This is a genomic window from Nocardioides sp. Root1257 (assembly GCF_001425175.1).
GTDB lineage: Bacteria > Actinomycetota > Actinomycetes > Propionibacteriales > Nocardioidaceae > Nocardioides.
Map to the genome: position 1 here is coordinate 554,586 of NZ_LMDV01000009.1, position 25,926 is coordinate 580,511.

Consider the following 25,926-nt stretch of genomic DNA (forward strand, 5'->3'; position numbering starts at 1 on the left):
ATTCCAGGATTTGTCTCACGATGCGCCGGTGCACCGCGCGACGTACCGACCCGGCTCGGCCGCTACCTGGGCCAGCCCATGGCAGATGTACGCCGACCTGCGCGACCGCGACCCGGTCCACCACGTCGAGCGCTCCGACGGTCGTGACTACTACGTCCTGAGCCGGCACGCCGACGTGCTGGCCGCCGTGGTCGACACGACGACGTACTCCTCGGCCCAGGGCCTCACCGTCGAGTACGACGAGCTCGAGACCATCGGCCTCGCGGGCAACCCGCCCCTGGTGATGATGGACCCGCCCGACCACACGGCGTTCCGCAAGCTGGTCGCCCGCGGCTTCACGCCGCGTCAGGTCGCCACCCTCGAGCCGCAGGTGCGCGCGTTCGTCGTCGAGCGGGTCGAGCGGCTCCGCGCGGCCGGCGGGGGCGACGTCGTCGAGACGCTCTTCAAGCCGCTGCCGAGCATGGTGGTCGCGCACTACCTCGGGGTCCCCGAGGGTGAGCGGGACCGGTTCGACGCCTGGACGGACGCGATCGTCTCGGCGAGCTCGGTGGGGGCGATCGGGGCCGCCGCCGGCGCGGTCACCGAGATGATGGGCTACTTCGCCGAGCTCGTGGAGCGACGCCGCGCCGAGCCCGGTGACGACACCGTCTCCCACCTCGTGGCCGCCGGCGTGGCCGGCGATGGCACCCGTGACGACGCCGGGATCCTCTCGATCCTGAGCTACGTCTTCACCGTCGTGACCGGCGGCAACGACACGACCACCGGACTGCTCGGCGGCGCGGTCCAGCTCCTCGAGACCGACCGCGACCAGCGCCGGCTGCTGGTCGAGGACCCCGCGCTCGTGCCCGACGCGGTCGAGGAGCTGCTCCGGCTGACCTCGCCGGTCCAGTGCCTGGCCCGCACCGCCACCCGCGACGTCGAGGTCGGCAGCACCGTGATCCCGGCCGGGCGCCGGGTGCTGCTCCTGTACGGCGCCGCCAACCGCGACCCGCGCCGCTACGGTCCGGACGCCGACCTCCTCGACGTACGCCGGCGACCGGGCCAGCTGCTCACGTTCAGCCAGGGCAGCCACCACTGCCTCGGCGCCGCGGCCGCGCGGTTGCAGGCGCGGGTGGCGCTGGGCGAGCTGCTCGCGCGGTGCCCGGACTTCGAGGTGGACCTCGACGGCGTCGTGTGGGCGCCCGGCCCCTACGTACGCCGCCCGACGGAGGTCCCGCTCCGCGTCGTAGGGTGAACCGGACATGAAGATCGACCAGGCGGAGCGCATCCTCGACGCGGCCGCCGAGCTCTTCGCCGACCACGGCGTGAACGCGGTCGGCATGGGCGAGATCGCCCGCGCGGCAGGCTGCTCGCGGGCCACGGTCTACCGGTACTTCGAGGACCGGCACGCCCTCCACCTCGCCTTCGTCCGCCGCGAGGCGCGCCGGATCGGCATCCGGGTCTCGGTCGAGACCGCGCCGCTGCGCGACCCTGCCGACCGGCTGACCGCCGCCCTGCTCACGGCGGTGCGCCTGGTCCGGGAGGCACCGGCGCTGCTGGCCTGGTTCGGCTCGGCCGACGTCGGCACCACGGCGGCGCTCGCCCAGTCGGACGAGGTGATCGAGAGCCTCGGCTTCCGCGCGGTCGGCGACCACGACACCGCCCGCTGGATCGTGCGCGTGATCGTCTCGCTGCTCATCGTGCCGGGCCGAGACGACGACGAGGAGTGGGCGCTCGTGCAGCGCTTCGTCGTGCCCACCGTGCTCGGCAGGCGGTGATCCATCCGACGATCCCGCAGGGGATGCGGCAGGCTGCACCCATGCACTTCGTCGGAGTCGACCTCGCGTGGGGCGATCGCCAGCCCACCGGGCTCGCGGTCCTCGACGAGGATGCCCACCTGCTGCACGTCTCCGCCGTGCAGACCAACGCCGAGATCGAGGCGACGCTGGCGCCGTACGTCGAGGGGCCGTGCCTGGTCGCGATCGACGCCCCGCTGATCGTGGTCAACCCGACCGGGTCGCGACCGGCGGAGCAGCAGCTGAGCCGCGACTTCCGCCGGTTCGAGGCCGGCACGCACCCGTCCAACACGGGCAAGCCGGAGTTCAAGGACGGCACCCGCGGTGCCAGGGTCTGCAAGCTGCTGGGCCTCGACATGGACCCGCGGTCGGGTCGCAAGCGACGTGCGATCGAGGTCTACCCGCACCCTGCGACGGTGGTGCTGTTCGGGCTCGGCAAGACGCTGAAGTACAAGGCGAAGCCGGGCCGCAGCCTCGATCTCCTGCGCTCCGAGCTGCTCACCCTGATGGACCACGTCGAGCGGATCGTCGTCACCAACCGTGCCTGGTCCGACCTGCGTGCCCGGGTCGAGGCCGCGACCCGCAAGGTCGACCTGCGCCACGTCGAGGACCAGGTCGACGCCGTGGTCTGCGCGTACGTCGCGCTCTTCGCCGAGCGGTGGCCGGAGCGGACCACGACGTACGGCGACCTCGAACGCGGCTACATCGTCACGCCGACCCTGCCGGACGCGCACGCCACGGTGCGGGCCGCCGTCGACGAGTACGCCCGCCAGTACCCCGCCCGCGTCGAGGCCGCCCACGAGTACGTCGCGCTGGTGACCGAGATCCTCGACGAGGCCGGTATCAACTACCTGACCGTCACCGGCCGGGCGAAGTCCGTCGAGTCGTTCGCGGCCAAGGCCGGCCGCACCGACGACGGGCTGCCCGTCTACACCGACCCGCTCCGCGACATCACCGACCAGGTCGGCATCCGTGTCATCACCTACGTCCGCAGCGACGTCGCCGCCGTCGCCGAGGTGCTCGGGTCGCAGCTGACCGTGATCGACGACCGCGACCTCGGCCAGGAGACCGCCAGCGAGGGGCGGTTCGGCTACGCCAGCCGGCACCTCCAGGTGTCGCGCAACGGCGGGCCGACCGCGCAGGTGCAGGTGCGCACGGTGCTCCAGCACGCGTGGGCCGAGTTCGAGCACGACATCCGCTACAAGGGCACCGTGCCCGAGGAGCACGCCCGCGACTTCGACCGCCGCTTCACCCTCGCCGCCGGGCTCCTCGAGCTCGCCGACCAGGAGTTCACGACCATCCGCGACCGGCTGCGCGGCGGCTCGGTCGGCGAGCCCGAGATCGACGCCGAGGGGATCACGCCGCGCGAGCTGGCGGCGTACCTCGCCGGGCAGTACCCCGACGCCGAGTGGTCGCGCACCGACCACTACGCCTGGATCGCCGGCCTGCTGCCCGAGCTCGGGATCAGCACGCTGGCGGCGCTCGGCGAGGTGCTCGCCGACGTCGACGCGGAGCAGGTCACTGCCCGGATGGACTACCGGTACCCGCCCGGCGCCGTACGCCGTCTCGACGACGCCATCCTCGCCGCCTTCGGCGACACCTACGTCGACCTGCCGGGCAACGCCCACCGACAGCCCCTGCTCCGGGCGCGGCTGGAGCGGATGCGGGGATGAGCGAGCAGGCAGCACCCGGGGGCGGTCGGCTCCCCGTCTCCGCCTACGTGTTCGCGTGGCTCTGCCTCGCGGCGCAGCTCCCGGGCCTCGCCACGCGCGGGCTGAGCGACAGTGACGGGGTCTGGGTGGTGCTGTCGATGGTGCTGAGCGCGCTGATCGTCGGCTGGTTCGCCGCCGGCGTCCTGCGCGGTCGCACCGTCCGGCTCGTCCTCGTCTGGATACTCCTCGGCCTCGGCGCACTCTTCACCGCGATCGGGATCGTCGCCGACCTCGAGCACGTCGGCGGCTGGGACCTGCTCCTGCTGCTCGTCACGATCGGGCAGGTCGGCGCGCTGGTGGCGTTCTGCTCCACGGACTACTTCCGCTGGCAGCGGTCGCAACCGGCGGACGCCGGACCCGAGATAAGCACGCTCGTGGCCATCGCCGTGGTGGTCGGTCTCCTCGGCGGGATGACCGCGGCGGCCGACGGCACCGGCACGCCGACGCAGTTGCGCGTGGGGCTCTGACCTCAGGGCCGGTACGGCGGCGCGACGCCCCAGCCCCACCGCGGGACGGGGGCGTGCTCGACCACGTCGGCGCCGGGCTGCGAGTTCTCTTGGGCGAGCCGGGTGCCCCACTCCAGGTAGCCCACGAGGGCGGCCCGGAACTCCGGGTCGGCCGGCAGCCCGGCGTCGTCGGCTGCGAGGCTCATCGTCGAGGCGAACCGGTGCCGCTGCTCGGCGGTGATCCCGAGGTTGCGGTGGTGGGCCAGCATCCGCTCGTAGCCGCCCAGCTCGTCGGTGTACGTCGTCGGCCCGCCGAACACCTCGGACCACCACGCGGCCACGTGGGCGCGGTGCTCCTCGGAGACGCCGCCGGGGAAGAACGGGCTGAGCAGCGCGTCTGCCTCGACCCGGTCGTAGAAGCAGTCGATCAGCCGGCGCAGGGCCTCCCCGCCGCCGGCCCACTCGAAGAGGGTGGGGTCGTCGCTCACGCCTCGACGCTACCGTCGGAGGCATGACTCCAGCCGACCTCCTCATCGACTTCTTCGAGCGGATCCGCGAGAACGGCGTGGCCGCCGTCGACGGGCTCACCGACGAGCAGCTCGCCCACCGGGTTGCCCCCGACGCCAACTCGATCGCCTGGCTGATCTGGCACACGGCCCGGGTGCAGGACGCGCAGATCGCGCACGCCGCCGGCACCGAGGAGGTGTGGTTCACCCAGGGCTGGGTGGACCGGTTCGGGCTCGACATCGACCCCAGCGACCACGGCTACGGCCACAGCAGCGAGCAGGTCGGCAAGGTGCGGGCACCGGCCGACCTGCTGGCCGACTACCTGCAGGCCACGCACGAGGCGACGGTCGCCTACCTGCGCACCGTCACCGACGCCGACCTCGACGAGATCATCGACCGGCACTGGGACCCGCCCGTCACGCGGGGTGTCCGGCTGGTCAGCATCGCCGACGACGACGCCCAGCACGTCGGCCAGGCTGCGTACCTCCGCGGGCTGCTCTGACGCCTGTCCGCTGCGGGTCCGCACTCTCGGTGGTTGAGGAAGGTGCGCTAGCGAGCCGAGCAGGGCCGATGTGCGCGGCTTGCGGGTCCGCACGGGTTGGTCGCCGACAGGCTGGCTACGCCGGGTACGACGGGCTTCGGGTGACGGCTGCTTCCCGGCCGGCGGGTCCGCCCGAAAATAGTTCGAACCGAGCTTCGAGATTACTCGAACATATCTTCGAATCGTGGTAAGATCGAGCATGGCTCGACGCACCCTCACCCAGGACCCGCAGCTGCGGGATCTGTTGGCGCGTGCGTCCGAGCAGACGATGGTCGCGCGGATGGCCGAGGCCGCCCGGTTCGAGCTCGCTGCCGCGTGGGCCGAGGCGCACCCGGCGCCGGTCGAGGACGCGGTGGTCGACGAGCTCGGCGACCTGATCATGTTCGGTGACCAGCCGATCACCCTGGCCGGCGAGGGCGCACCCGGGATGTCGGAGTTCGCGGTCGCGGAGTTCGCCGCCGCAGTGGGCATGACTGCCTACCAGGGCCGCAACTTCCTCGGTGCCGCCCTCGAGGCCAAGTACCGGCTCCCGCAGATCTGGGCCAAGACCATGGCCGGGCAGGTCCCGGTGTGGAAGGTCCGCCGGGTCACCGACCGCACCCACCGCCTCAACCCGACCGCCGCCGCCCACGTGGACCGGCAGCTGGCCCCGGTGCTGGCGTCGTGCTCGTGGGCGAAGGTCGAGTCGGAGGTCGAGACCGCCGCCGCCGTGGCCGACCCCGAGCACGCCGAAGGCGAACGCCTCGACTGCTCCGCCCAGGCACACCTCGACATCGCGTTGACCGACGNAGGTCGAGACCGCCGCCGCCGTGGCCGACCCCGAGCACGCCGAAGGCGAACGCCTCGACTGCTCCGCCCAGGCACACCTCGACATCGCGTTGACCGACACCCGCCTCAACCGGGGCCTCGTGCCCGTCACCGGGCTGCTGGAGTACACCGACGCCCTCGCCCTCGAGGCACAGATCAAGGCCGGCGCCCACGCCCTCCTGACCGAGCACCCCGAGCTGGACCTCGACACCCGGCGTGCCATGGCCGCCGGACAGCTCGGCGGCGATACTGCTGCGCCGCGCGAGGTCGTCATCTACGCCCACCACCAGCCGACCGAGGCCCACGGCATCGTCGGCGTCGAGGGCGGCCACGTCCCGTACGCCACCATCGACCAACTGGTCGAGTGGTGCACCACCCGGGGCACCCGGGTGTCGATCCGGCCCGTCCTCGACCTGTCCGAAGAGATCACCACCGACGCCTACGCGCCCACGCAGCGGCAGCGGGAGCAGGCGATCCTGCTGACCCCGACCTGTGTGTTCCCGCACTGCAGCAAGGACGCCCGGGGCTGCGACCTCGACCACATCACCCCCTACGCGAGCGGCGGGAAGACCACGTCGTGGAACCTCGCCCCGTTGTGCCGCACCACCGCGTCAAGACCTTCAGCACCTGGACCTACCACCGCACCAGCCGCACCAGCTTCATCTGGACCAGCCCCAAGGGCCGGGTCCACCCCGTCGACCTCACCGACGTCACCACCGAACACCGACGACGAACCCACTGACCCCGCACCCCGCCGGCACCGTCGGCGGGGCCATTGCCATGCATGCCGATGAGCGGTCGGGCGCAGTCAGGCCGGAGCCCCGCCGGCGAACCAGTCCACGAGCTCACCGGCGAACGCTTCGGGTTGTGAGTAGTTGGCGTCCAGGCCGAAGTGACCCTCAAGTTCGGCGCGGAGGAACAACGCGATCTCCGCTGGGTCCGAGCCGCCCGCGAGTCGTTCGAGGAGAGGGGCGTAGAGACAGGAGTACTCGTCGTCCGGCCCGCCTAAGTCAGGGCGCACACCGATCGGGTCCCACTCGTTCAACATGCGCTGGAGCCCTCGCACGTCATGGGCGGCTGCCAGGTGATCCAAGATGCGCTGAACCGTTGGACCGTGAACGCTGTCGGTCGCCTCAAGGTCCATCGTCTGCGCCGCTGCCGACAAGCCTCGCCACACGTCACCGGGGGCGCGTTGTGCGTGGGCCACATCAACCAACGCATCGAGGGCGAGTCCGAGTTCGTTGTGATCGAGGAAGTCCTCGTAGAGACCGAGCTCATCGTCATCGCGGTTGGTGAGCTGGCCGCGAGCCGTTGCGAGTTGCTCTCGCACTACGGCCCAGGTCTCCGGAATCTGCTCCGCCACGGTGACATCTTCTACGAACCGAGCCGGTTCGGCCCTCGACACAGCGACCGCTCATGCCGGCGACGGTGCGCGGTGATGCCAATGAGCGCGCACGACCGCACGACCGCGCGACGGACCGTGCTCAGAGGCGAGGCGTCCGGATCTGCGCAAACAGGGCGCGGCAACCGATCCAGCCGGTTCTTCCCCGACCCGGGCCCCAACGGTCGACCCGAGCGGACCCGCAACCCGACCGGCTACTGGAAATCGCCTCCGCAGCCACCGACCACGGTGACCACGTTTCCCGGTAGTCGCGTCACAGCGGCGACCACGACGGACCGTGTCGCTGCGCTCACCCTCGCCGGTCGACCCCAGCCGACGCCGACGGCACGACGCAGCCCGCCGTCACGGGCGCGCCCTCACAGCACGGCCGGATGTAGCCGCACCGGTCGCACCGGGAGTGGGAGGTCTCCCACCGCATCGTCGCGCCGCAGCCGTCGCACTCCATCCCGTCCATGGACGGGATCCTGCCACCGGCGACCTACGCGGAGGCGGAGGCGCGCGTCGCCTGCTCGAGCAGCTCGCGCAGGCCGGCGGCGTCGACCTCGGGGCCGTACGCCGGCTGGTCGCGGTCGAAGCGCCAGCCCTCCGCGAGTGGGCCGGCGTCGACGACGTCGTACCCGATCTCGTCGGTCAGCGCGGCGACCGTCGCCTTCGCGCCCTCGTCGTCGCCGGCAAGGGGGAGTGCGCGGCGGCCGTCGGTGCCGGCCGGCTTGCCCTGGGTCAGGAGGTGCGTCGACTGGATGGCGTTGAAGAGCTTCACGACGTACGACGTCGGCAGGTGCGACTGGAGCACCTCGCTGGGCGTCGTGCGGCCCTCGTCGATGTCGACGGCGTGGCCGTCGCGCTCCCAGTAGTAGTTGTTGGTGTCGATGACGACCTTGCCCGCGAGCGGCTCGACCGGCACGGAGCCGACGGCCAGGAACGGGATCGAGACGACGACCAGCTCACCGGCCTCGGCGGCCTCCGCGGCGGTCGCGGCGCGCGCGGTGCCGCCGATCTCCTCGACCAGGTCGGCGAGCGTCTCCGGCCCGCGCGAGTTGCTGATGACGACGTCGTGACCCTGCGCCGCGAACAGCTTCGCGAGGGTGCCGCCGATGTTGCCGCTGCCGATGATGCCGATGGTGGTCATGCAGGGTTCAACCACAGCGGAGATCGCCGTGTTCCGCGACCTACCAGGGAGTGGGCTCGAAGTCCTTGAGGAAGTGTCCGTAGAGGTCCTCGCCGGCCTCGCCGCGGACGATCGGGTCGTAGACCCGCGCGGCGCCGTCGACCAGGTCGAGGGGTGCGTGCCAGCCCTCGCCGGCGATCCGCAGCTTCTCCTGGTGCGGCCGCTCGTCGGTGATCCAGCCGGTGTCGACGGCGTTCATCAGGATCTGGTCGGACTCGAACATCTCGCCGGCGCTGGTCCGCGTCAGCATGTTGAGCGACGCCTTGGCCATGTTGGTGTGCGGGTGCCCCGCGCCCTTGTAGCGCCGGCCGCCGAACTGACCCTCCATCGCCGACACGTTGACGACGTACGTACGCCGCGCCGTCGACGCGCGCAGCGACGCGCGCAGCCGTGAGATCAGCAGGAACGGCGCGGTCGCGTTGCAGAGCTGCACCTCCAGCAGCTCCAGCGGGTCGACCTCGTCGACGGTCTGCGTCCAGGAGTTCGTCGTCTGCAGGTCCGGCAGCAGGCCACCTGCGTCGACGGCGGTGCCGGCGAGATGGGCCTCGAGCGACGCGTTCCCGGCCTTCAGTGCGAGGGCCGTGATCGAGGCCGGGGTGTGCGCGGGCGTCTCGTGGTGGGCGACCGCGTGCTGCTGCAGCGTCCCGGCGATCGCGGCCGGGTGGGCGTCGCTGATCCGGTCGAAGCTGACGATCTCGGGCAGCGCTGCGCCGGTCGGCAGCGGCATCAGCTCGGCCTCGACGAGCGGTGCGTACGACCCCGGCGTCCGGCGCACCGTCTGGCAGGCGTTGTTGATCAGGATGTCGAGCGGACCGTCGGCGGCGACCTCGTCGGCGAGCGAGATCACCTGGGTCGGGTCGCGCAGGTCGATGCCCACGATCTTCAGCCGGTCGATCCAGTCGGCGCTGTCCTCGAGCGCCGAGAAGCGGCGTACGGCGTCGTGCGGGAAGCGCGTGGTGATGGTCGTGTGGGCGCCGTCGCGGAGCAGTCGCAGCGCGATGTACATGCCGATCTTGGCGCGGCCGCCGGTGAGCAGCGCGCGGCGCCCGGTGAGGTCGGTGCCCTGGCCGCGCTTGGCGTGCGACATGGCCGCGCAGCTGGGGCAGAGGTAGTGGTAGAACGCGTCGACGAGCGTGTAGTCGTTCTTGCAGATGTAGCAGCCGCGCGGGTTGATCAGCTCGCCCGCGAACGCGCCGGGCGCGGTCGAGACCAGCGGGATGCCGAGCGTCTCGTCGTCGATCCGCATGGGCGAGCCGGTCGCCGTCGCCTCGGTGACCGCGCGGTCGTGGGCCAGCTCGGCCTGCCGCTTGCGGGTGCGCCGCTCGGCCTTGAGCGCCTTGTACATGTGCGAGGCCGCGTGCTTGACGGTCCGGATGTCCGGGTGGTCCTCGGGGAGCCGGTGCAGCTCGTTGAGCACCTTCACCGCGATGGCGAGCTCGTCGGGGTCGATGCCCTGGAGGAGCGTGGGGTCTGCCGGCTCGTTCTGCTGCTGCACCGGAGGATTCTAGGTCCGCCGGGTCCGTCCGGCCGCTTCGGCGATCACCTGCCCGCCGCCATCACCCAGATGGGCGGTGACACAGGACAGGTCGTCTGCCGAGGGTGGGTACCTCACGCCACCAGGGAGGCACCCCCATGCGCAGGACCCGCACCGTCGCCGCGACCGCGGCGCTCGCACTCGCCGCCACCACGGCCGTACTCATCCCGGCCGCCGACGCGGCCGCGCCCAAGCCGAAGGTGCTCGCCAAGCACCTCGTCAGCCCGCTGACAGCGGCGATCGACGACGACGGCACGGCGTACGTCACCCAGAACTTCGCCGGGCAGCTCGTGAAGGTGCGGCCCGGGAAGAAGCCGAAGGTCGTCTACGCGGGCAAGAACGGCAACGAGGTCGGCGGCGTCTCGGTCTTCCACGGCAAGCTCGTCTTCACCGAGACCGCCAGCGACGACAACGGGCCGATCAAGTCCTGGGTCAAGTGGATCACGCCGAAGGGCAAGGTGCGCACGCTCGCCAACGTCCGCGCCTACGAGAACAAGAAGAACCCCGACAAGTCGGTCGCGTACGGCGTCCGCGGCATCTCCGACGAGTGCGCCGCCCAGTGGCCGACCGAGCAGTTCGGGCCGCCGACGTACACCGGGGTCCCCGACTCGCACCCCTACGCCACGCTGCAGACCGACGAGGGCACGGTGTTCGTGGCCGACGCCGGCATGAACGCCGTCCTCGCGATCTCGCCGCGCGGTCGGATCCGCACGCTGGCCGTGCTGCCGGCGGTGCCGGTCGAGATCACCGCCGAGCTCGCGGGCGGGATGGGGCTGCCGGACTGCGTCGTCGGCGAGACCTACTACGGCGAGCCCGTGCCGACCGACGTCGCGCTCGGCGGCGACGGCAGGCTCTACGTGACCACGGAGGGCGGTGGGCTCGGTGAGCAGATGCCGCTCGGCTCCGTCTACTCGGTCACGCTCCGCACCGGCAAGGTCGCCAAGGTCGCCGGCGGGCTGTTCGCACCGGTCGGGATCGCCATCGCCCCGAGCGGCACCATGTTCGTGTCCGAGCTCTTCGGCGGCAGGATCGTGAGGATCAAGCGGGGCTCCGCCAAGGTCCGCACGTTCGCGAAGGTGAACATGCCCGCCGCGGTGGAGTGGACCTCCCGTGGTCTCTACGCCACGACCGACGTGCTGGTGGGACCGTCCGAGGAGAGCCCGAGCACGCCGCCGGGCGGCAAGCTGGTCAGGTTCCGCTGACCAGGCCGGGGCGGGTGATCCGGTAGCGGACGAACGACGGCACCGCGACCGCCGCGAGGATCGTGCCGATCACGACCAGGACCCCGCCCCCGGCCGCGGCCGCCGCCGTACCGACCATCGCGGCGCTGGCGCCGTGCACGACGTCGGCGATCCGCGGACCGCCCGCGACCACGACGATGAAGATGCCCTGCAGTCGCCCGCGCACCGAGTCGTCGGCCGCGCTCTGGAGCATGCTGGTGCGGAACGCCGCCGACGCCATGTCGGCGGCGCCGCCGATGACCAGCATCAGCAGGGCGACGGTGAGCGCGGCGGTCTGCCAGTGCCCGGCGAGAGCGACCGCGAGCCCGAAGCCGACCATCGCGAAGCCCCAGACCAGGATGCAGATGATCACCGCCCGGCCCTGGGCGTCGACGCGCGAGACCCAGCCCGAGAAGACCCCGCCGATCACCGCGCCCGCCGGGATCGCGGCGAAGAGCAGCGCGAAGACCAGGCCGCCCTCGTCCGGGCCGCCGAACGAGACGTGCGCGATCTCCGGGAAGAGCGCGCGCGGCATGCCGAAGACCATCGCGATCAGGTCGACGACGAAGGACATCATCAGCACGGGGTGGCCGCGCAGGTAGGTGAAGCCCTCGATCACCGAGCGCAGCCCCGGGGTGCCCTTCGCGGCGTCCTCGACCGGCAGCCGCGGCAGTCGTACGACGGCGCTCAGCGTCGCGAAGAGCGTGATCGTGTCGATCAGGTAGAGCCACTGGAAGCCAAGCACCGGGATCAGCACGCCCGCCACCAGCGGGCCGCCGATCGCGCCCGCCTGGAAGATCGTCATGTTCAGCGAGTTGGCGGCCGGCAGCAGCTCGGGCGTCAGGAGCTTGGGCAGGATGGCGCTGCGGGTCGGCTGGTTGACCGCGAAGAACGCCTGCTGCACCGAGAAGAGGCAGAGCAGCAGCCACACGTTCGCGTTGCCGGCGACGGCCTGGAGCCAGAACAGCGCGCTGGTGCCGATCAGGCCGCTGGTCGTGATGATCAGCATCGTGCGCCGGTCGAAGACATCGGCCAGCGCGCCGCCCCACAGACCGAAGACCACGAGCGGCACCAGGCCGAACAGCCCCGTGAGGCCGACGTACGCCGAGGAGCCGGTGTCGGCGTAGATCTGGGCCGGCACCGCGACGACCGTCAGCTGGGCGCCGACGACCGTGATGATGTTGGCGAGCCAGAGCCGGCGGAAGTGCTCGTTGCTCAGCGGTCGGGTGTCGGCCACCAAGCCCCGGAGTCTGCGCACGATCCCCGAACCTAGCCCCGCTGCCGGATGTTCCCGGCAGCGGTAGCGTCGGGACATGACGAAGCCCACGGTCGAGTCGGTCTGGGACTACCCCCGGCCACCGCGGGTCGAGCCGAGCACCGAGCTGGTCGAGGTCGAGCTCGGCGGCCGCGTCGTCGCCAGCACGCGTACGTCGTGGCGGGTCCTCGAGACCAGCCACCCGCCGACGTACTACCTGCCGCGGGCGGCGTTCGCGCCGGGCGCGCTGCGGCCCGCCACCGGCCGGTCGTGGTGCGAGTGGAAGGGCCAGGCCGGCTACTTCGACCTGGTCGCGGACGACGTGGTGGCGTCGCGCGCGGCCTGGACCTACGAGCTCCCGTCACCCGGCTTCGAGGTGCTCGCCGGCGCCGTTGCGGTGATGCCGGGCCTGGTCGATCGGTGCACCGTCGACGGCGAGGTCGTCCAGCCGCAGGCCGGCGGCTTCTACGGTGGGTGGATCACGAGTCGCGTCGTCGGGCCGTTCAAGGGCGGCCCCGGCACCACCGGCTGGTGAGCGATGACTCTGGCAACGGCAGGAGGTCGGTACTGACATGACTGAGCAGAAGGTGCAGGGCCCGGCGTCGTACTTCCCGTCGATCGAGAAGAAGTACGGCCGTCCGATCGAGGAGTGGCAGGCGGTCGTGCGGTCCGCGCCGGGGTACGGCGCCGGCGCGAAGCACATGGACCTCGTGGCGGTGCTCAAGGACGAGCACGGCATGGGGCACGGCCACGCCAACGCCGTGGTCGCCTACACGCTGGCGCAGGACAAGACGTGAGGCTTCGGCTCGAGCTCGAGGCGACCGGTGGGAACACCGCGGGCTTCCGGATCCCCGACGAGGTCGTCGAGCAGCTCGGCGCCGGTCGGCGGCCCCCGGTCGTCGCCTCCGTCGGCGAGCACACGTGGCGCTCGTCGATCGCCCGGATGGGCGACGCCTTCTGGCTCGGGGTGAGCAAGGAGAACCGCGACCTGGCCGGCGTCGAGGCGGGGCAGGTGCTCGACCTCGAGGTCACCGTCGACGACGCCCCGCGCACCGTCGAGCCGCCGGCCGAGCTCGCCGCCGCCCTGGAGTCCGACCCGACCCTCGCCGCCGCCTGGGCGAGGCTCGCGCCCAGTCACCAGAAGGAGTGGGCGCGTTCCATCGAGGACGCCAAGAAGCCCGAGACCCGGGCGGCTCGTGTCGGGAAGGCGATCACCGCGCTGCGCGGCTGATCGACGTACCGAACCCGAGTGAGGAGTCCTGGCGCGAGGTGTGGCAGATTCCGGCTCGGGTATCTGGAATGCTGAGGAGCAGGACCGCCGAAGGAGTCGCATGAAGCGAGCCACCGCCGCAGACGTCGCGCGAGCGGCCGGCGTCTCGCGGACCACGGTGAGCTACGTCCTGAACGACACCCCTCATCAGCAGATCCCGGATGCCACCCGTCGCCGGGTGCTCGAGGCCGCGGAGCGGCTGAGCTACAACCCGTCGGCGGCGGCCCGCGCCCTGGTCCGCGGCCGCAGCGACGTCATCCTGTTCGTCTTCCCGGCGGAGGTGACGCTCGAGGACTGGGGACGCCGGGTGCTCAGCCAGCTGTCCCGACGCTTCGCGCAGGAGGGATTCACGCTCCTCGCCCACACCGGTCGCTTCGGCCGCGAGCGCATCGACGACGTCTGGCGCACGATCGTGCCCGCGGCGGTCCTGTGCATCTCGATCGAGCCGGAGCAGGTCCAGGCCATGCGCGCCGCCGGGGTTCCGCTCGTGCTGCCGCTGTACGGCGGCGGCGACGACCTCCAGGCACTGGCGATGGACAGCGAGCGGGCGGTCGTCGCCCTGCAGCTGCAGACCCTGCTGGACGCCGGTCACCAGCGCATCGCGTCCGCCTCCCTCGACTCCAGGCACCGGCTGGCCACGGCGGCGCGGCAGCTGCTGGTGCCCGAGGTAGCGGCCTCGCTCGGCATCGAGGAGCCGCCGCAGTACGTGTTCCCCGACGACCCGGGGGCCGCGGCGAGCCAGCTGCGCGACCTGGTGTCCTCCGGCTACACCGGCGTCTGCGCGGTCAACGACCACGTCGCCGGGATCGTGCTCGCCGGTGCGCGGGCGGCCGGGCTCGCGGTGCCCGACCAGGTCGCCGTCATCGGGTCCGGTGACCAGGAGCTGTCCGCGCTGACGCAGCCCGCCCTGACGACGGTCGTCAGCGACGCGGAACGGCTGGCGGAGGCACTGGTCGAGATCGTCACCCGGCGGATCAACCAGCTCCCGCCACCCGGGGAGCTGCCTGCCCCCGGGGTCTCGCTGATCCGGCGCGGCTCGGTCTGACCCGGGCCTCTACGACGCGACCGGGTCGAGCTCCTCGGCGTCCTCCGCGTCCTTCGCGACGTCCCCGGTCACCCGGTGCCGGCGGCGCCGGACCACCAGGACGGTCGCGATCAACGCGATCGCTGCGGCCAGCGCGATCAGCGAGAGCCAGGGGACCCGCCACACGCTCTTCTCCATCGTCACGGCCTCGGCGCCGTCGGCGGTGACGGTCACCTCGACGCGCACGCGACCGATCAGGCTGCCCCAGCGCAGGCCGTGGACGCTGTCCTCGACGGCGATCCGTGGACTGCCCGGCAACAGCTCGGCGAACTCGTGCTCGGGCAAGCCGATCGTCCTGGTGCGCGTGGTGACCTTGCCGCCGGACGTCGGGGAGAGTCGTACGTTCCCCGCGTTGCCGACCCGGTAGGTCACGATCGCCGTGCTGGACCCGAGGAACCGGGAGAGGAGACCGCCGCGCAGGTGGAGCTCGAGGTCGGTCAGCGACAGCTCGGGGCGACGTACACCGGCGACGTTCGCGTACAGCCGCACGCCCACTCCGGCGCGTACGCCGACGTCCACGCCGGAGACCTTCTGGCCGTGTCGCACCCGGGTCTCCCGCGCGACGACACCGCCGGCCGTGTCGCCGGGGGTCACTGTCGCGGGCACCCGCACGACGATCGGGATCGTGACCGCCCGTCCGGACGCCACGGTGACCTTCGTGATGGGCAACGTGATCCAGGTGCCGACGCCCCGGGTCCTCTGGTGGAACGCCGTGAACGCGAAGCCCCCGTCGGCGGCGATGTTGTAGGCGTCGGCGGCGTAGAGCTGCACGCTGACGGCCCGTCGGGACGAGTTCGTCAGGGTGACCGAGTCGCAGATCACCGTCCCGGCGGTGACGTTGTACTGGAGCCAGTCACGCTGCTGGGTGGTGCTGGGCCCCGGCTGGAGCAGCCAGCCGAACTGCGTCGTACCGCCCGTGGCACGGGTGGACGTGAGCTTCGGCCTGGGGCACGTCGGCGTCGGCGCGGTCGCCGTGGCCGCCGCGCTCGTCGGAGCGGTCTCCGCAGCGGTCGCGGACTCGGACGGTCCGCTGCGGGAGAGCGACGACATGCCCGAGATCAGCACCAGGCCGATCGCCAGCACCGCGACCCGTGTGGACGACCTTCTCGTGACCCCGACCATGTCCATCCCCCTCTGCGTGTCCTTAGGTCCGTCCCTGCACCGTCTTGAGCGGAGTGCCCGGCGGGACGGCATGATCGCCGTCCCGCCGGGTGGTGCTTGTCCTGCGCTCGTCCCGAGGTCAGCCCAGGACGAGGTCGAGCGTGGCGCTGTAGACGCCGTTGTTGACGTACGACGGCACGATCAGGCTGAGCGCGGCGTCTGCCTGCCAGGTGCCGCCACCACCGCCGAGGCCGGCGATGGCGAGCGTCCTTGCCGTCGACTTCGACAGCGCTGCCGGCGCTCCTGCGGCCACGTCACCGACCAGACCGTCGGTCGGGTCGGCCAGGGACACCCCGGGAGTCCACGACAGGTTGCTCGCCGGGATCCGGTTGTGCGAGTTGGGCTCGACGCCCGTCGCGTGGGTGTTGCCGTTCTCGTTGCCCGGGGTGGCGTTGATGAAGTCACCCGCGAGCTGACCGGTGAGGGTCCACCCGGGGTTGGTGCCACGGGTGTCGGTGACGGTGACCGTGTTCAGGTTGCCCGACCTGGTCTGCTGGTGGCCGTTCAGGACGGTGTTGCCCATGCTGACCGTCGAGGCGCTCTGAGCGTCACCCAGACCGCTGCCCGGCGACACCTGGGTGGTGATCGTCTGGTGCAGCGTCGGGATTGACGAGATGTTCAGCGCCGCGGTCGCCGTCAGGCCGGAGCCGGTCTGGGTGACGACCACGTCGTTCGAGCCGAGCGCGTCGGTCGCGGTGTGCACCGTGATCGAGCCGGTGAGGTGGCCGGCGGCGTTGACCGTGGCCGTGCCGGTGGACGTGCCGTTGGTCAGGGCGAGCGTGGCAGCGCCGCCCGGCGCCCAGTTGTCACCCACGATGCTGACCACGGTGCCGTCCTGCGCGGTGGCCGGGGTGGCGGTCGCGGTCGGCCCGGCGACGGTGAAGGTCGCGGTTGCCGCCAGGGCCTGGGTCCCACCGAGTGCTGCCGGTGCGTTGCCGTTGTAGGGCGTGCCGTTCGGCTGCACCAGCGTGAGCGTGTGCGGACCAGCCGCGAGGTTGTTTGGCAGGGTCACGGTGCCGCTGGGGACACCACCCGGCGCGAGAGCACCGGTGGTGGCGTTGAGGGTCGCCGGCGAGGTCGAGACAGCGCTCGAGTTGAGAGGCGTCGTTCCGTCGAGCAGGACGGTAGGAGCCGTGGAACCGGTGATCGGCATGCCCCAGAAGTGCGAGCCGCCGAGGGTCACCGTGCCGCCGGCCTGCGAGTTCGTCGCCGTCAGCGTGGGTGCCTGGCTCGGGCTCTGGTTGCCGAACTGGATCTGGACGACCGAGTACTGCTCCTGGGTGGCAGCGTTCGCCACTGCGGCGACGGCCGCCAGACCGGCGTCCGCGACGCTCTGGTTGATCTGGCCACCGGACACGCCGAAGCTGGCGAACGGCGCAGCGAGGGAGTAGTTCGCGAGGGTGAAGTTCGCACCTGCGCCGCCCGTGAACGAGCCGAGGACCGCGCCGGGGATGTTGGCGAAGGCCTGCGCTTGGGCAGGCGGCACCAGGCCGGCCGCGCCGCTCGCCTGGGCGATGGCCGAGAACGGGGTGGTGGTCGCCGGGGTGAAGGTGAGGACGTCGCCCACGGCGGCGTTCTTGATGAAGTACGTGCCCTGGCCGTCGATGGGGATGACGACGCTCGCGGGGTTGTTGCTCGCGACCGTCACGTTGATCCCTTGGAGTGCGTCCGCCGGCGACGTCGCGGCCACCATGACCGCCGGTGTCGTCAGGGATACGGCGGCGATGGCCGCCAGCGTCCTTCTCTGTGGAAGATGCATGGGAAGTGTTGCCTCTCTTGGAAGTTGATCGTGCTGGAGAGCGACCGCATGCGATGCGGGGGGTACACGCGGCCTCCTCGGTCCGGGGCCTCACCTCCTGGGAGCACGCCTTGCGTGGTTGCCGGGCCGCGCCCCGCCGTCCACGCACACGCATCACTGAGGCGTGTCAGTGACGCGCGTCACTCTGGCGTTGTGCCCGAAGCCCGGACAAACCCGAAATCGGGTATCCGTCCACGTCCACGGCCCGGCCATGGGCGGCGCTCCCGACGGCCGGAGGGCAGGCGAGAGGGCCCGTTCGTCGGGGGGTAGCGAACGGGCCCTCTCGGGTCTGCGGTGTCAGCGCTTCTTCGGCGCCGTCACCTTCTTGGTCGGGGCGGACGTCGCCGTCGCGGAGCGGTAGCCGGTCTTGCCGACCGAGACCCGACAGCTCAGCCGGTGCCGTGCATCGGCCTTCACGACCTTGTACCTCGCCTTGGCGGCCTTCTTGATCGCCTTGCCGTCCCTCAGCCACTGGAAGGTGGTCGTCGTGGGCGCCGGGGACCAGGACCCGGGCTTGCAGGTCAGTGTCTTCCCGACCTTCGCCGTCCCGACCACCTTCGGCTTCGCGGTGCTCGTGAGGACGAGTGGTGCCGAGGTGTCCAGCGTGGTAGATCCGAGCGACGGGAAGGGAGCGCCCACCGCCGCGCACGAGCCGCCCGTCGGCTGGATCGTGCCGGCGGGGCCCATGTCCGCGGTGCCCCAGCCGAGGGTGAGGTTGAGTGATCCCTGCACCGAGAGCGCCAGGCCGCTGGCCGCCTGGTTCGACGAGAGCGAGACGGCCACGGTGTCACCGCTCGCGCCCGCGACAGTGGCACCGCTGAAGGTCACGCCGGTGAAGGTGAAGCTGATCGGATCGGCGGTCTTGGTGCCCGCGTCGTAGTTCGTGATCGGCACGCTGGGCTTCGCGCCGAGGTTGGGGGTGGTCAACGTGCCGGTGGTGTGGGTCGCGTCCAGCGCGAACCTGCCGCCGGCGAACCCGACGGCGTTCGAGCCGGCCATGGCCACGAAGCCGCCGACCACCGTGCCCGGGACGGTGACCGTGAGATCACCGGTCACGGCGTAGGCCCCGCCCGAAGCCGGGGCTGTCGACGGGGGCGTCGCCACGACGCTCAGGTCGAACGGTGCGTCCGGGGTGCCGGCCGGCGTCCCCGGAGGGTTCGTGCAGGTGATCGACCCGCTGGAGGTGCCGGCCGAGGCCGGAGTGGCGGAGAGCGCGAGCAGCGCGGGGGTCGTGACGGACAGGGCGGCGAGCACCGCCGCCGTCCTCGTGAGTCGACGATGCATGGGGGTGGCCTCTCTGACGACGTCAGGTACGCGCGTCACTGAGTCGGATCAGTGACGCGTGTCACTGTGCTGGCCGCGCGTGCGGCCGGACAAACCCGAAGTTGGGTATGGCGGCGTCGCCCGCGGGGCGTCGCTCACGTCCGGCTCTACTCGATGCCGGCGGTCCGGTCGAGGTGCTGGAGCAGGTCGTGCGCGGCGAGCTCCACCTTCTTGTGCCGCCACTCGGCGGCTCGGTAGACGCACGCGATCAGCCCGGAGCGGTGCACGCGGCGCAGGTCACCGTAGACGAACGCGTGCCGGGCCTTGGTCTCGTCGTTCGCACCCTCGGTGAGGCCGAGGTGCCAGGCGGCGTACTCGTCCCACGAGTGCCGCTCGAGGTAGGCGTTCTGCGCCTCGGCGTCCGGCTGCACGTCGCCCCAGTCACTGTCGAGGACGTACTGCCTCTTGTCGATCAGCGCACGGCAGTGGGCGACGGCGTCGGGGTTGACCGCGTACGTCGCCATCGGCGTCAGCTCATCAACAGCCGGGCGTAGTCCGGCCACCAGGTGCCGGAGGGCGGGCCGCCGCTGCAGTTGGCCCCGTCGCCGTCCGACTCCCCGGGGTTCTTGACCCACAGGTTGCCGTCGAAGGCGCCCTTGAACACCAGTTGGGGCTTCGCGCCGAGCCTGGCCGCCTGGGGGTTGCACACGTCGCCGTTCGCCGGGCCGTTGCGACCGGCGCCGTTGCGGCCGGTGTCGATCACGTAGTGACTGCCCTTGACGCCGACCTTCCGCAACTGCCCGATCAGGCCCTTGGCGTAGACCTGCTCGTCGACCGTCGCTCGGGTGTTGGCGACGTTCGTGCTGAAGCCGCGGGTGTACCGGATGCCGGCCTTCTTCAGCAGCGGCGCCATGTGCTCGGGCGTCTGCCAGCCGGAGTGCCCGGCGTCGAGGTAGACCCAGGCGCCGGCCTTGGTCAGCTTCTTCGCCGCGAACGCGAGCAGACCGAGCCGGTTACCGACGCCGGTGCACGCCGGGTTGCCGATGAAGGGAATCGCATCCGGCTCGAGGATGACGATCGGCTTCGAGCTGCCGATGCCGGCCGCGAGCTTGGTGACCCAGCGCCGGTAGTAGCCGTCGGTGATCTGGTCGTCCTGCGACGAGTACATCCCGCAGTCGCGGTCGGGGATGTTGTAGACCGTGAGGAGCGGTGTCTTGTGCGCCTTGGCGGCCCGCTTGACGTAGCCGGCGGTCGCCCGCTTCGCGGCACCCGGTGAGTGGTAGTAGTCCGTGATCCACAACGGCTGCGCGCGCTTGCCGATCGGGCGGAACTCCGCACCGGCCTGCGCCGCCTTCATCAACGGGTCGACGAACAGCCCACGGGTCTTGCGGGGGTCCTTCTTCGCCGCCGGCTTGGCCTTCTCGACGACGTGCCGGCCGCCGGCGACCCGGACCTGTCCCTCGACGGGCGCGCCGAGCCCCACGACGGCGATGGCGAGGGCCAGCACCGGCACGAGGGCGCGCAGAGTCCGAGGGAGCACCACCTCAGGGTACGGGCTGATCGTCCTCACGGGGGCCGAAGATGCAGAGGTCGTCGAGCTGGTCGGCCGACAGCGGCAGGCCCCAGGACTGCATCTGGGTGCGGGAGCGGCGCGAGAAGAGCGCGCGGAACAGCTCGTAGTCGTCGAGGTCCTCCGGCACGCCCGCCGTACCGAACTTCATCGGGGCGACCGCCGCCAGCACCGGCGCCCACATCGGCTCCGGCAGCACGCCGAGCCCGAGCGCCTCGTGCAGGTCGGCGTGGTGCACGGCCACGTCCCACACGATCGCCGGTCGGGGGTTGTCGACGGTCGACGCGGCGACCGCGTCGAGGTTGGCCCGCATCTCCCCGGTGAGCTCGTCGACCGGCCGACCCCGTCGCGGCGCAACGTGGGCCTCCGTCCACGCGGGACCGGGCGCGCCGTCCATCCGCCCGGCGATCGCGTCGGCCGGGCCGCCGGCCAGGTGCGCGAGCACCTCGTGGACCGTCCAGTCGGGCGACGCCGGCACCGTGGTCGTGAGTGCTGCGTCGTCCAGGTCGCCCGCCAGCCGGGAGACGGCATCGACGTTCGCGCGGTAGAGGTCACCCCAGTCGGTCATGCCCGTCACCGTAGGCAGATCAGGAGAAGTTGAGGAAGGGTGTCGTACCGACGACTTCACGTTCGTAGTACTGGTGACGGGCCCGCTGGGGGCCCACCCCGGAGGAGAGACCCATGACGCAGTACCTGTTGTCCGTGAACGGCTCCGACACCGACATCGACATGTCCCCGGAGGAGATGCAGCCCATCTTCGACGCGGTCGACCGGTTCAACGAGAAGCTCCAGGCCGCCGGTGCCTGGGTGTTCGCCGGTGGCCTGGCCCCGATCGAGGCGACCACGACCGTCGACGGACGGTCCGACGAGCCGGTCGTCACCGACGGGCCGTTCGCCGAGTCCAAGGAGTGGATCGGCGGCTTCTGGATCATCGAGGCGGCCGACCTCGACGCGGCTCTCGCCTGGGCGGCCGAGGGGTCCAAGGCCTGCGCCGGACGCGTCGAGGTGCGCCCGTTCCAGGACGCTCCCGCCTGACCGTGGGCGGGCCTGACGGGACCGACGCGCTCGGCGCGGTCGAACGGATCTACCGCGACGAGTACGGCCGCGTCGTCGCGTCCCTGGTCCGGCGCTTCGGTGACATCGACATCGCCGAGGACGCCGCTGCCGAGGCGCTGCTCGTGGCGCTGGAGCGGTGGCCGGTCGACGGCGTACCGCCGAACCCGGGCGGCTGGCTGACGACGACCGCCGGCAACCGCGCCATCGACAAGATCCGACGGGAGTCGCACCGCGACGCCAAGCACCAGGCGGCACTCATGACGTACGACGACACCCCCCACGAGCCGACCGGGCTCGTGGAGGACGACCGGCTGCGGCTGATCTTCACCTGCTGCCACCCGGCCCTCGCCCCGGACGCCCGGGTCGCCCTGACGCTCCGGCTGCTGGGCGGTCTCACCGTGCCGGAGATCGCCCAGGCCTTCCTGGTGTCGGAGACCACGATGGCGCAACGGATCACGCGGGCGAAGCGGAAGATCAAGGACGCCCACATCCCCTTCCGCGTCCCGGCGGCTGCGGACCTGCCGGCCCGGCTCGGCGCGGTGCTCGCCGTCGTCTACCTGGTCTTCAACGAGGGCTACCTCTCGTCGTCGCCGGACGCCGACCCGGTGCGCGAGGACCTGACGACGGAGGCGATCCGGCTCGCCCGGATCCTGCGGGGGCTGCTGCCCGACGAGCCGGAGGTCGCGGGCCTGCTGGCGCTGATGCTGCTCACCGAGGCGCGCCGGTCGGTCCGGGTCGCCGGCGGCGAGCTGGTCCCGCTGCACGAGCAGGACCGCGGCGGCTGGGACCGGGCGCTGATCACCGAGGGCCACGGCCTGGTGCGCGAGTGTCTCGCTCGCAACCGACCAGGCCAGTACCAGCTGCTCGCCGCCATCAACGCCGTGCACACCGACGCCCCGATCGCCTCGGCCACCGACTGGTCGCAGATCGCGACGCTCTACGGCCAGCTGTACGCCGTCGCGCCGAGCCCGATCGTCGCCCTCAACCGCGCGGTGGCGACCGCCGAGCTCGACGGCCCCGAGCTCGCGCTCTCCGAGGTCGACCGGTTGCAGCTCACGACGTACCACGCCTGGCACGCGACGCGCGCCGACCTGCTGCGCCGCCTCGGTCGCAGCGCGGACGCGCGGGCGGCGTACGACGCGGCGATCGCAGCGACCGAGAACGCCGCCGAGCGGGCCTACCTCTCCCGTCGGCGTGGCAGTCTGGCGCCATGACGCTGTCGCCCCTCGCGCTGCCCGCCGCCGCCGACGCCCAGGACTGGGCGCAGACCCGAGCCCGCGACGGGCTGGCCGCCGCCCGTGGACTGGTCGACGACCTCCGGACGACGCCGCCGGAGACGACGCTCGACCTGCTGCGGCAGTGGGACGAGATCTCCCGGGAGCTGAGCAACGTGGCCGCGCTGGCCTCGCTGTTCGCCAACGTGCACCCGGCCGAGGAGGTGCGCACGACCTGCGAGCAGGGCGAGGTCGAGGTGGACCGGTTCGTCACCGAGCTGCGCCAGGACCGGGCGCTCTACGAGATCTTCGCGGCCGCCGACCCGACTGGCCTCGACGCCAGCGCCGCGCGGCTCCTCGAGAAGACGCTCGACGACTTCCGCCGGGCCGGCGTCGACCTCGACGACGCGACCCGCGCGCGCCTGGCGGAGATCAACGAGCGGCTGACCGAGGTCGGTCAGGAGTTCGGCCGCACCATCCGCGACGACGTCCGGACCGTGCGGGTCACCCCCGACCGCCTCGCCGGGCTGCCCCAGGACTGGCTCGACGAGCACCCCGTCGACGACGACGGCCTGGTGGCGGTCACGTCCGACTATCCGGACTCGCTCCCGGCGCGGATGTTCGTGCACGACGCCGACGTCCGTCGCCAGGTCACGGTCGCGTTCCTCGAGCGCGGCTGGCCGGCCAACGGGCCGCTGCTCGACGAGATGTTCGCGCTCCGCCAGGAGCTGGCGACGCTGGTCGGCTACGCCGACTGGGCGTCGTACGACGCCGACGTGAAGATGATCAAGAAGGGCCCGGCGATCCCCGAGTTCATCGACCGGATCGCGGAGGCCGCCGCGGAGCCGATGCGGCGCGACCTCGAGCTGCTGCTCGAGCGCTACCGGCGCGACGTGCCCGGCGCGGAGGCGATCGACACCGCCGACTCGATCTACTACGAGGAGCTCGTGCGCCAGGAGCGGCACGACGTCGACTCGCAGCGGGTGCGCACCTACTTCGACTTCACCAAGGTCCAGCAGGGCCTGCTCGACGTGACCGCTCGGCTCTTCGGCGTCACCTACGAGCCCGTGTCCGACGCGGTCCTCTGGCACGACGAGGTGGCGGCGTACGACGTCCGCTTCGACGGAGGGCGGATCGGGCGGATCTACCTCGACCTGCACCCGCGTGACGGGAAGTACAAGCACGCCGCGCAGTTCACCCTCGTCGACGGGCTCGCCGACCGACAGCTCGCCGAGGGCGTCCTGGTCTGCAACTTCTCCCGCGGCCTGATGGAGCACGACCACGTCGTGACCCTCTTCCACGAGTTCGGGCACCTGCTGCACCACGTGCTCGCCGGGTCGGGGGAGTGGACCCGCTTCGCCGGCGTCGCCACCGAGTGGGACTTCGTCGAGGCGCCGAGCCAGATGCTCGAGGAGTGGGCCTGGGACGCCGACGTGCTCCGGACCTTCGCCACCGACGCCTCCGGCGAGCCGATCCCGGCCGACCTGGTCGAGCGGATGCGTGCGGCCGACGACTTCGGCAAGGGCTACCAGGCCCGCACCCAGATGTTCTACGCCGCGATGTCGTACTGGTTCCACACCGACCGGCCCGCCGACCTCACCGCCGCGATGCGCGAGCTCCAGGCCCGCTACTCGCCCTTCGCCTACATCGACGGCACCCACATGTTCGCCAGCTTCGGTCACCTCGGCGGCTACTCCTCGGCGTACTACACCTACATGTGGTCCCTGGTCATCGCGAAGGACCTCTTCTCGGCCTTCGACCCCGACGACCTCTTCGCCCCCGACGTGGCCGCCCGCTACCGCGATCGCGTGCTCGCCCCCGGCGGCACCTCCGATGCCGCGGACCTGGTCGCCGACTTCCTCGGCCGGCCGTACACCTTCGACGCGTACGCCGCCTGGCTGGCCCGGTAGGTGTCTGAAACGAGTTGTGTCGCCACCACTGTCGGCGTACAGTCACGATATATCGCGTAACAGTTGCGATACTCAGACATTCGAAAGGAGTCCTGTCATGGGACACAAGGGATTCAACCGACAGTGGGCGCAGTACGCCGAGGGCGAGCGCCGTCAGCACGGAGGCCGCCGAGGCGGCGGCTGGGGCGGCGGCGGACCGTGGGGCGGGATGGGGCCGGGCAGCTTCGGTCGCCCCGGACACCCCGGCCCGCCGCCGTGGGTCGCCGGCCTCTTCGGCCTCGCCCAGGGCGAGCGTCAGCGCGGGCCGCGGGTCCGTCGCGGTGACGTCCGCTCCGCCATCCTCGACGTCGTGCGCACCGCGCAGTGGAACGAGGAGGAGATCAACGGCTACCAGGTGATCCAGCAGATCACCGAGAAGAGCAAGGGCGCCTGGCGCCCGAGCCCCGGGTCGGTCTACCCGACCATCTCGCAGCTCGAGGACGAGGGCCTCGTCGAGACCGACGACTCCCGCGGCCGGCGCAGCCTGCGGCTCACCGCCGCCGGGCAGGAGTACGTCACCGAGCACGCCGACGAGCTCGCCGCCGTGTGGGCGCCGTTCGAGCAGGACCCGGCGACCGAGGGTGACGCCTTCGCGGGCCTCAAGCCGGAGATCGGCCAGGTCATGGGCGCGGTCTGGCAGATCGTCACGACCGGCAGCGACCAGCAGCGGGCGGCCGCCGCAGAGATCCTCGCCGACACCCGGCGCCGCCTCTACGGCCTGCTCGCCGACGGCGACGTCGCGGAGGACGACACCGAGGACGACACCGAGGAGCAGCAGTCCGATGAGTGACGAGCAGCTGCGCATCGGCGACGCCGAGCGCGAGCTCGCGGCGACGGCCCTGGGCGAGCACTTCGCCCAGGGCCGGATCACCGCCGACGAGCACGCCGAGCGGCTGGAGCAGGTCTGGGCGGCTCGCACCCGCGCCGAGCTCCAACCGGTCTTCCGGGACCTCCCCGGCCCCGCGCGTACGCCGGAGCGCTCACCCCGAGCGTTCCGTCCCGGACGCTTCCCGCGTCCGCTCTTCGTGGTGCTGGCCGTGCTCGGGGTGCTCACCGTGCTCACGCACGTGCCGTTCCTGCTGCTCGGCGTGCTGGCCGTGGTCTTTGTCGTGTCGCGGCGGCGCCACCGCTTCGCCGGGCACGGCCGGGGCGGCTACTGGTCCAGCTGACGGGGGGTGTTCGGACGACACCGAG

Annotated in this window: 26 protein-coding genes; 15 read left to right on the forward strand and 11 right to left on the reverse strand. The window is 71.8% G+C overall.

The window, feature by feature from the left end; translation table 11 throughout:
• The first annotated feature begins 28 nt into the window (after positions 1-28).
• Genes ASC77_RS16815 through ASC77_RS16830 form a run of 4 tightly spaced genes read left to right on the forward strand, consistent with a single transcriptional unit; the run spans position 29 to position 3,954 of the window.
• Positions 29-1,234, forward strand: coding sequence for a cytochrome P450 (locus tag ASC77_RS16815; protein WP_235547725.1), 1,206 nt, complete (start codon positions 29-31; stop codon positions 1,232-1,234).
• A 7-nt stretch (positions 1,235-1,241) separates the two neighbouring features.
• A complete protein-coding gene (locus ASC77_RS16820; protein WP_056155481.1) occupies positions 1,242-1,757 on the forward strand; it encodes a TetR/AcrR family transcriptional regulator in 516 nt (171 codons plus the stop codon).
• A 41-nt stretch (positions 1,758-1,798) separates the two neighbouring features.
• Positions 1,799-3,448, forward strand: a complete 1,650-nt coding sequence (locus tag ASC77_RS16825; RefSeq protein WP_082574841.1) for a DUF429 domain-containing protein — start codon at positions 1,799-1,801, stop codon at positions 3,446-3,448.
• Positions 3,445-3,954, forward strand: a complete 510-nt coding sequence (locus ASC77_RS16830; RefSeq protein ID WP_056155486.1) for a hypothetical protein — start codon at positions 3,445-3,447, stop codon at positions 3,952-3,954. The genes ASC77_RS16825 and ASC77_RS16830 overlap by 4 nt, the downstream gene beginning before the upstream one ends.
• A gap of 2 nt (positions 3,955-3,956) precedes the next feature.
• Here the strand turns inward: ASC77_RS16830 and ASC77_RS16835 are convergent, their stop codons facing one another.
• Entirely contained in the window at positions 3,957-4,421 is a 465-nt protein-coding gene (locus ASC77_RS16835) for a group II truncated hemoglobin (protein WP_056155489.1), read from the reverse strand.
• A 23-nt stretch (positions 4,422-4,444) separates the two neighbouring features.
• Here ASC77_RS16835 and ASC77_RS16840 point away from each other — a divergent pair, with 23 nt between their 5' ends.
• Positions 4,445-4,942: a mycothiol transferase gene (locus ASC77_RS16840; RefSeq protein WP_056155492.1), complete on the forward strand. Its 498-nt coding sequence runs from the start codon at positions 4,445-4,447 to the stop codon at positions 4,940-4,942.
• 1,654 nt (positions 4,943-6,596) lie between these two features.
• On the opposite strand, the gene ASC77_RS27280 is transcribed toward ASC77_RS16840, so the two are convergent.
• From ASC77_RS27280 to ASC77_RS16865, 3 genes are all read right to left on the reverse strand, one after another.
• Positions 6,597-7,151 (reverse strand): hypothetical protein, encoded by a 555-nt coding sequence (locus ASC77_RS27280; RefSeq protein WP_200945014.1) that lies wholly within the window; start codon positions 7,149-7,151, stop codon positions 6,597-6,599.
• Between the two features lie 517 nt (positions 7,152-7,668).
• The gene (locus tag ASC77_RS16860) at positions 7,669-8,319 is read right to left on the reverse strand and encodes an NADPH-dependent F420 reductase (protein ID WP_056155502.1); all 651 of its coding nucleotides are present in this window, start codon (positions 8,317-8,319) and stop codon (positions 7,669-7,671) included.
• Between the two features lie 40 nt (positions 8,320-8,359).
• Positions 8,360-9,853 carry an SDR family NAD(P)-dependent oxidoreductase gene (locus tag ASC77_RS16865; protein WP_200945015.1) on the reverse strand — a complete coding sequence of 498 codons (1,494 nt, stop codon included), beginning with the start codon at positions 9,851-9,853 and terminating at the stop codon, positions 8,360-8,362.
• Positions 9,854-9,990: 137 nt separating this feature from the next.
• Here ASC77_RS16865 and ASC77_RS16870 point away from each other — a divergent pair, with 137 nt between their 5' ends.
• Positions 9,991-11,094 (forward strand): ScyD/ScyE family protein, encoded by a 1,104-nt coding sequence (locus ASC77_RS16870; RefSeq protein WP_056155504.1) that lies wholly within the window; start codon positions 9,991-9,993, stop codon positions 11,092-11,094.
• Here the strand turns inward: ASC77_RS16870 and ASC77_RS16875 are convergent.
• A complete protein-coding gene (locus tag ASC77_RS16875; RefSeq protein ID WP_056155507.1) occupies positions 11,081-12,370 on the reverse strand; it encodes an MFS transporter in 1,290 nt (429 codons plus the stop codon). The two genes, ASC77_RS16870 and ASC77_RS16875, sit on opposite strands and share 14 nt — an antisense overlap.
• 55 nt (positions 12,371-12,425) lie before the next feature.
• Between ASC77_RS16875 and ASC77_RS16880 the strand changes: the two genes are divergently transcribed.
• From ASC77_RS16880 to ASC77_RS16895, 4 genes are all read left to right on the forward strand, one after another.
• Positions 12,426-12,902 (forward strand): DUF427 domain-containing protein, encoded by a 477-nt coding sequence (locus ASC77_RS16880; RefSeq protein WP_056155510.1) that lies wholly within the window; start codon positions 12,426-12,428, stop codon positions 12,900-12,902.
• A 37-nt stretch (positions 12,903-12,939) separates the two neighbouring features.
• Positions 12,940-13,164 carry a DUF4287 domain-containing protein gene (locus tag ASC77_RS16885; RefSeq protein ID WP_056155512.1) on the forward strand — a complete coding sequence of 75 codons (225 nt, stop codon included), beginning with the start codon at positions 12,940-12,942 and terminating at the stop codon, positions 13,162-13,164.
• Positions 13,161-13,598 (forward strand): YdeI/OmpD-associated family protein, encoded by a 438-nt coding sequence (locus ASC77_RS16890; protein WP_056155515.1) that lies wholly within the window; start codon positions 13,161-13,163, stop codon positions 13,596-13,598. Before ASC77_RS16885 ends, ASC77_RS16890 begins: the two co-directional genes overlap by 4 nt.
• 100 nt (positions 13,599-13,698) lie before the next feature.
• Entirely contained in the window at positions 13,699-14,682 is a 984-nt protein-coding gene (locus ASC77_RS16895; RefSeq protein ID WP_056155517.1) for a LacI family DNA-binding transcriptional regulator, read from the forward strand.
• A gap of 9 nt (positions 14,683-14,691) precedes the next feature.
• On the opposite strand, the gene ASC77_RS16900 is transcribed toward ASC77_RS16895, so the two are convergent.
• The 6 genes from ASC77_RS16900 to ASC77_RS16925 all read right to left on the reverse strand — a co-directional run bounded on the left by ASC77_RS16900 (position 14,692) and on the right by ASC77_RS16925 (position 21,081).
• Entirely contained in the window at positions 14,692-15,843 is a 1,152-nt protein-coding gene (locus tag ASC77_RS16900; protein ID WP_156391143.1) for a hypothetical protein, read from the reverse strand.
• A 118-nt stretch (positions 15,844-15,961) separates the two neighbouring features.
• Positions 15,962-17,641: a hypothetical protein gene (locus ASC77_RS16905; RefSeq protein ID WP_156391144.1), complete on the reverse strand. Its 1,680-nt coding sequence runs from the start codon at positions 17,639-17,641 to the stop codon at positions 15,962-15,964.
• 336 nt (positions 17,642-17,977) lie between these two features.
• The gene (locus ASC77_RS16910; RefSeq protein ID WP_156391145.1) at positions 17,978-18,964 is read right to left on the reverse strand and encodes a hypothetical protein; all 987 of its coding nucleotides are present in this window, start codon (positions 18,962-18,964) and stop codon (positions 17,978-17,980) included.
• 146 nt (positions 18,965-19,110) lie between these two features.
• Complete coding sequence (locus ASC77_RS16915; protein WP_056155531.1) at positions 19,111-19,467, reverse strand: hypothetical protein; 357 nt, start codon at positions 19,465-19,467, stop codon at positions 19,111-19,113.
• A 5-nt stretch (positions 19,468-19,472) separates the two neighbouring features.
• Positions 19,473-20,483, reverse strand: a complete 1,011-nt coding sequence (locus ASC77_RS16920) for a glycoside hydrolase family 6 protein (protein WP_156391146.1) — start codon at positions 20,481-20,483, stop codon at positions 19,473-19,475.
• A gap of 4 nt (positions 20,484-20,487) precedes the next feature.
• Positions 20,488-21,081 carry a maleylpyruvate isomerase N-terminal domain-containing protein gene (locus ASC77_RS16925; protein ID WP_056156565.1) on the reverse strand — a complete coding sequence of 198 codons (594 nt, stop codon included), beginning with the start codon at positions 21,079-21,081 and terminating at the stop codon, positions 20,488-20,490.
• Between the two features lie 113 nt (positions 21,082-21,194).
• On the opposite strand from ASC77_RS16925, the gene ASC77_RS16930 reads away from it, so the two are divergent.
• From ASC77_RS16930 to ASC77_RS16950, 5 genes are all read left to right on the forward strand, one after another.
• A complete protein-coding gene (locus ASC77_RS16930) occupies positions 21,195-21,548 on the forward strand; it encodes a YciI family protein (RefSeq protein ID WP_056155537.1) in 354 nt (117 codons plus the stop codon).
• Between the two features lie 2 nt (positions 21,549-21,550).
• The gene (locus ASC77_RS16935) at positions 21,551-22,783 is read left to right on the forward strand and encodes an RNA polymerase sigma factor (RefSeq protein ID WP_056155539.1); all 1,233 of its coding nucleotides are present in this window, start codon (positions 21,551-21,553) and stop codon (positions 22,781-22,783) included.
• The gene (locus tag ASC77_RS16940; RefSeq protein WP_056155543.1) at positions 22,780-24,693 is read left to right on the forward strand and encodes a M3 family metallopeptidase; all 1,914 of its coding nucleotides are present in this window, start codon (positions 22,780-22,782) and stop codon (positions 24,691-24,693) included. The genes ASC77_RS16935 and ASC77_RS16940 overlap by 4 nt, the downstream gene beginning before the upstream one ends.
• A gap of 97 nt (positions 24,694-24,790) precedes the next feature.
• Entirely contained in the window at positions 24,791-25,522 is a 732-nt protein-coding gene (locus ASC77_RS16945; protein WP_056155546.1) for a PadR family transcriptional regulator, read from the forward strand.
• Positions 25,515-25,901, forward strand: coding sequence for a DUF1707 domain-containing protein (locus ASC77_RS16950; protein WP_056155549.1), 387 nt, complete (start codon positions 25,515-25,517; stop codon positions 25,899-25,901). Before ASC77_RS16945 ends, ASC77_RS16950 begins: the two co-directional genes overlap by 8 nt.
• The last annotated feature ends 25 nt before the right edge of the window (positions 25,902-25,926 follow it).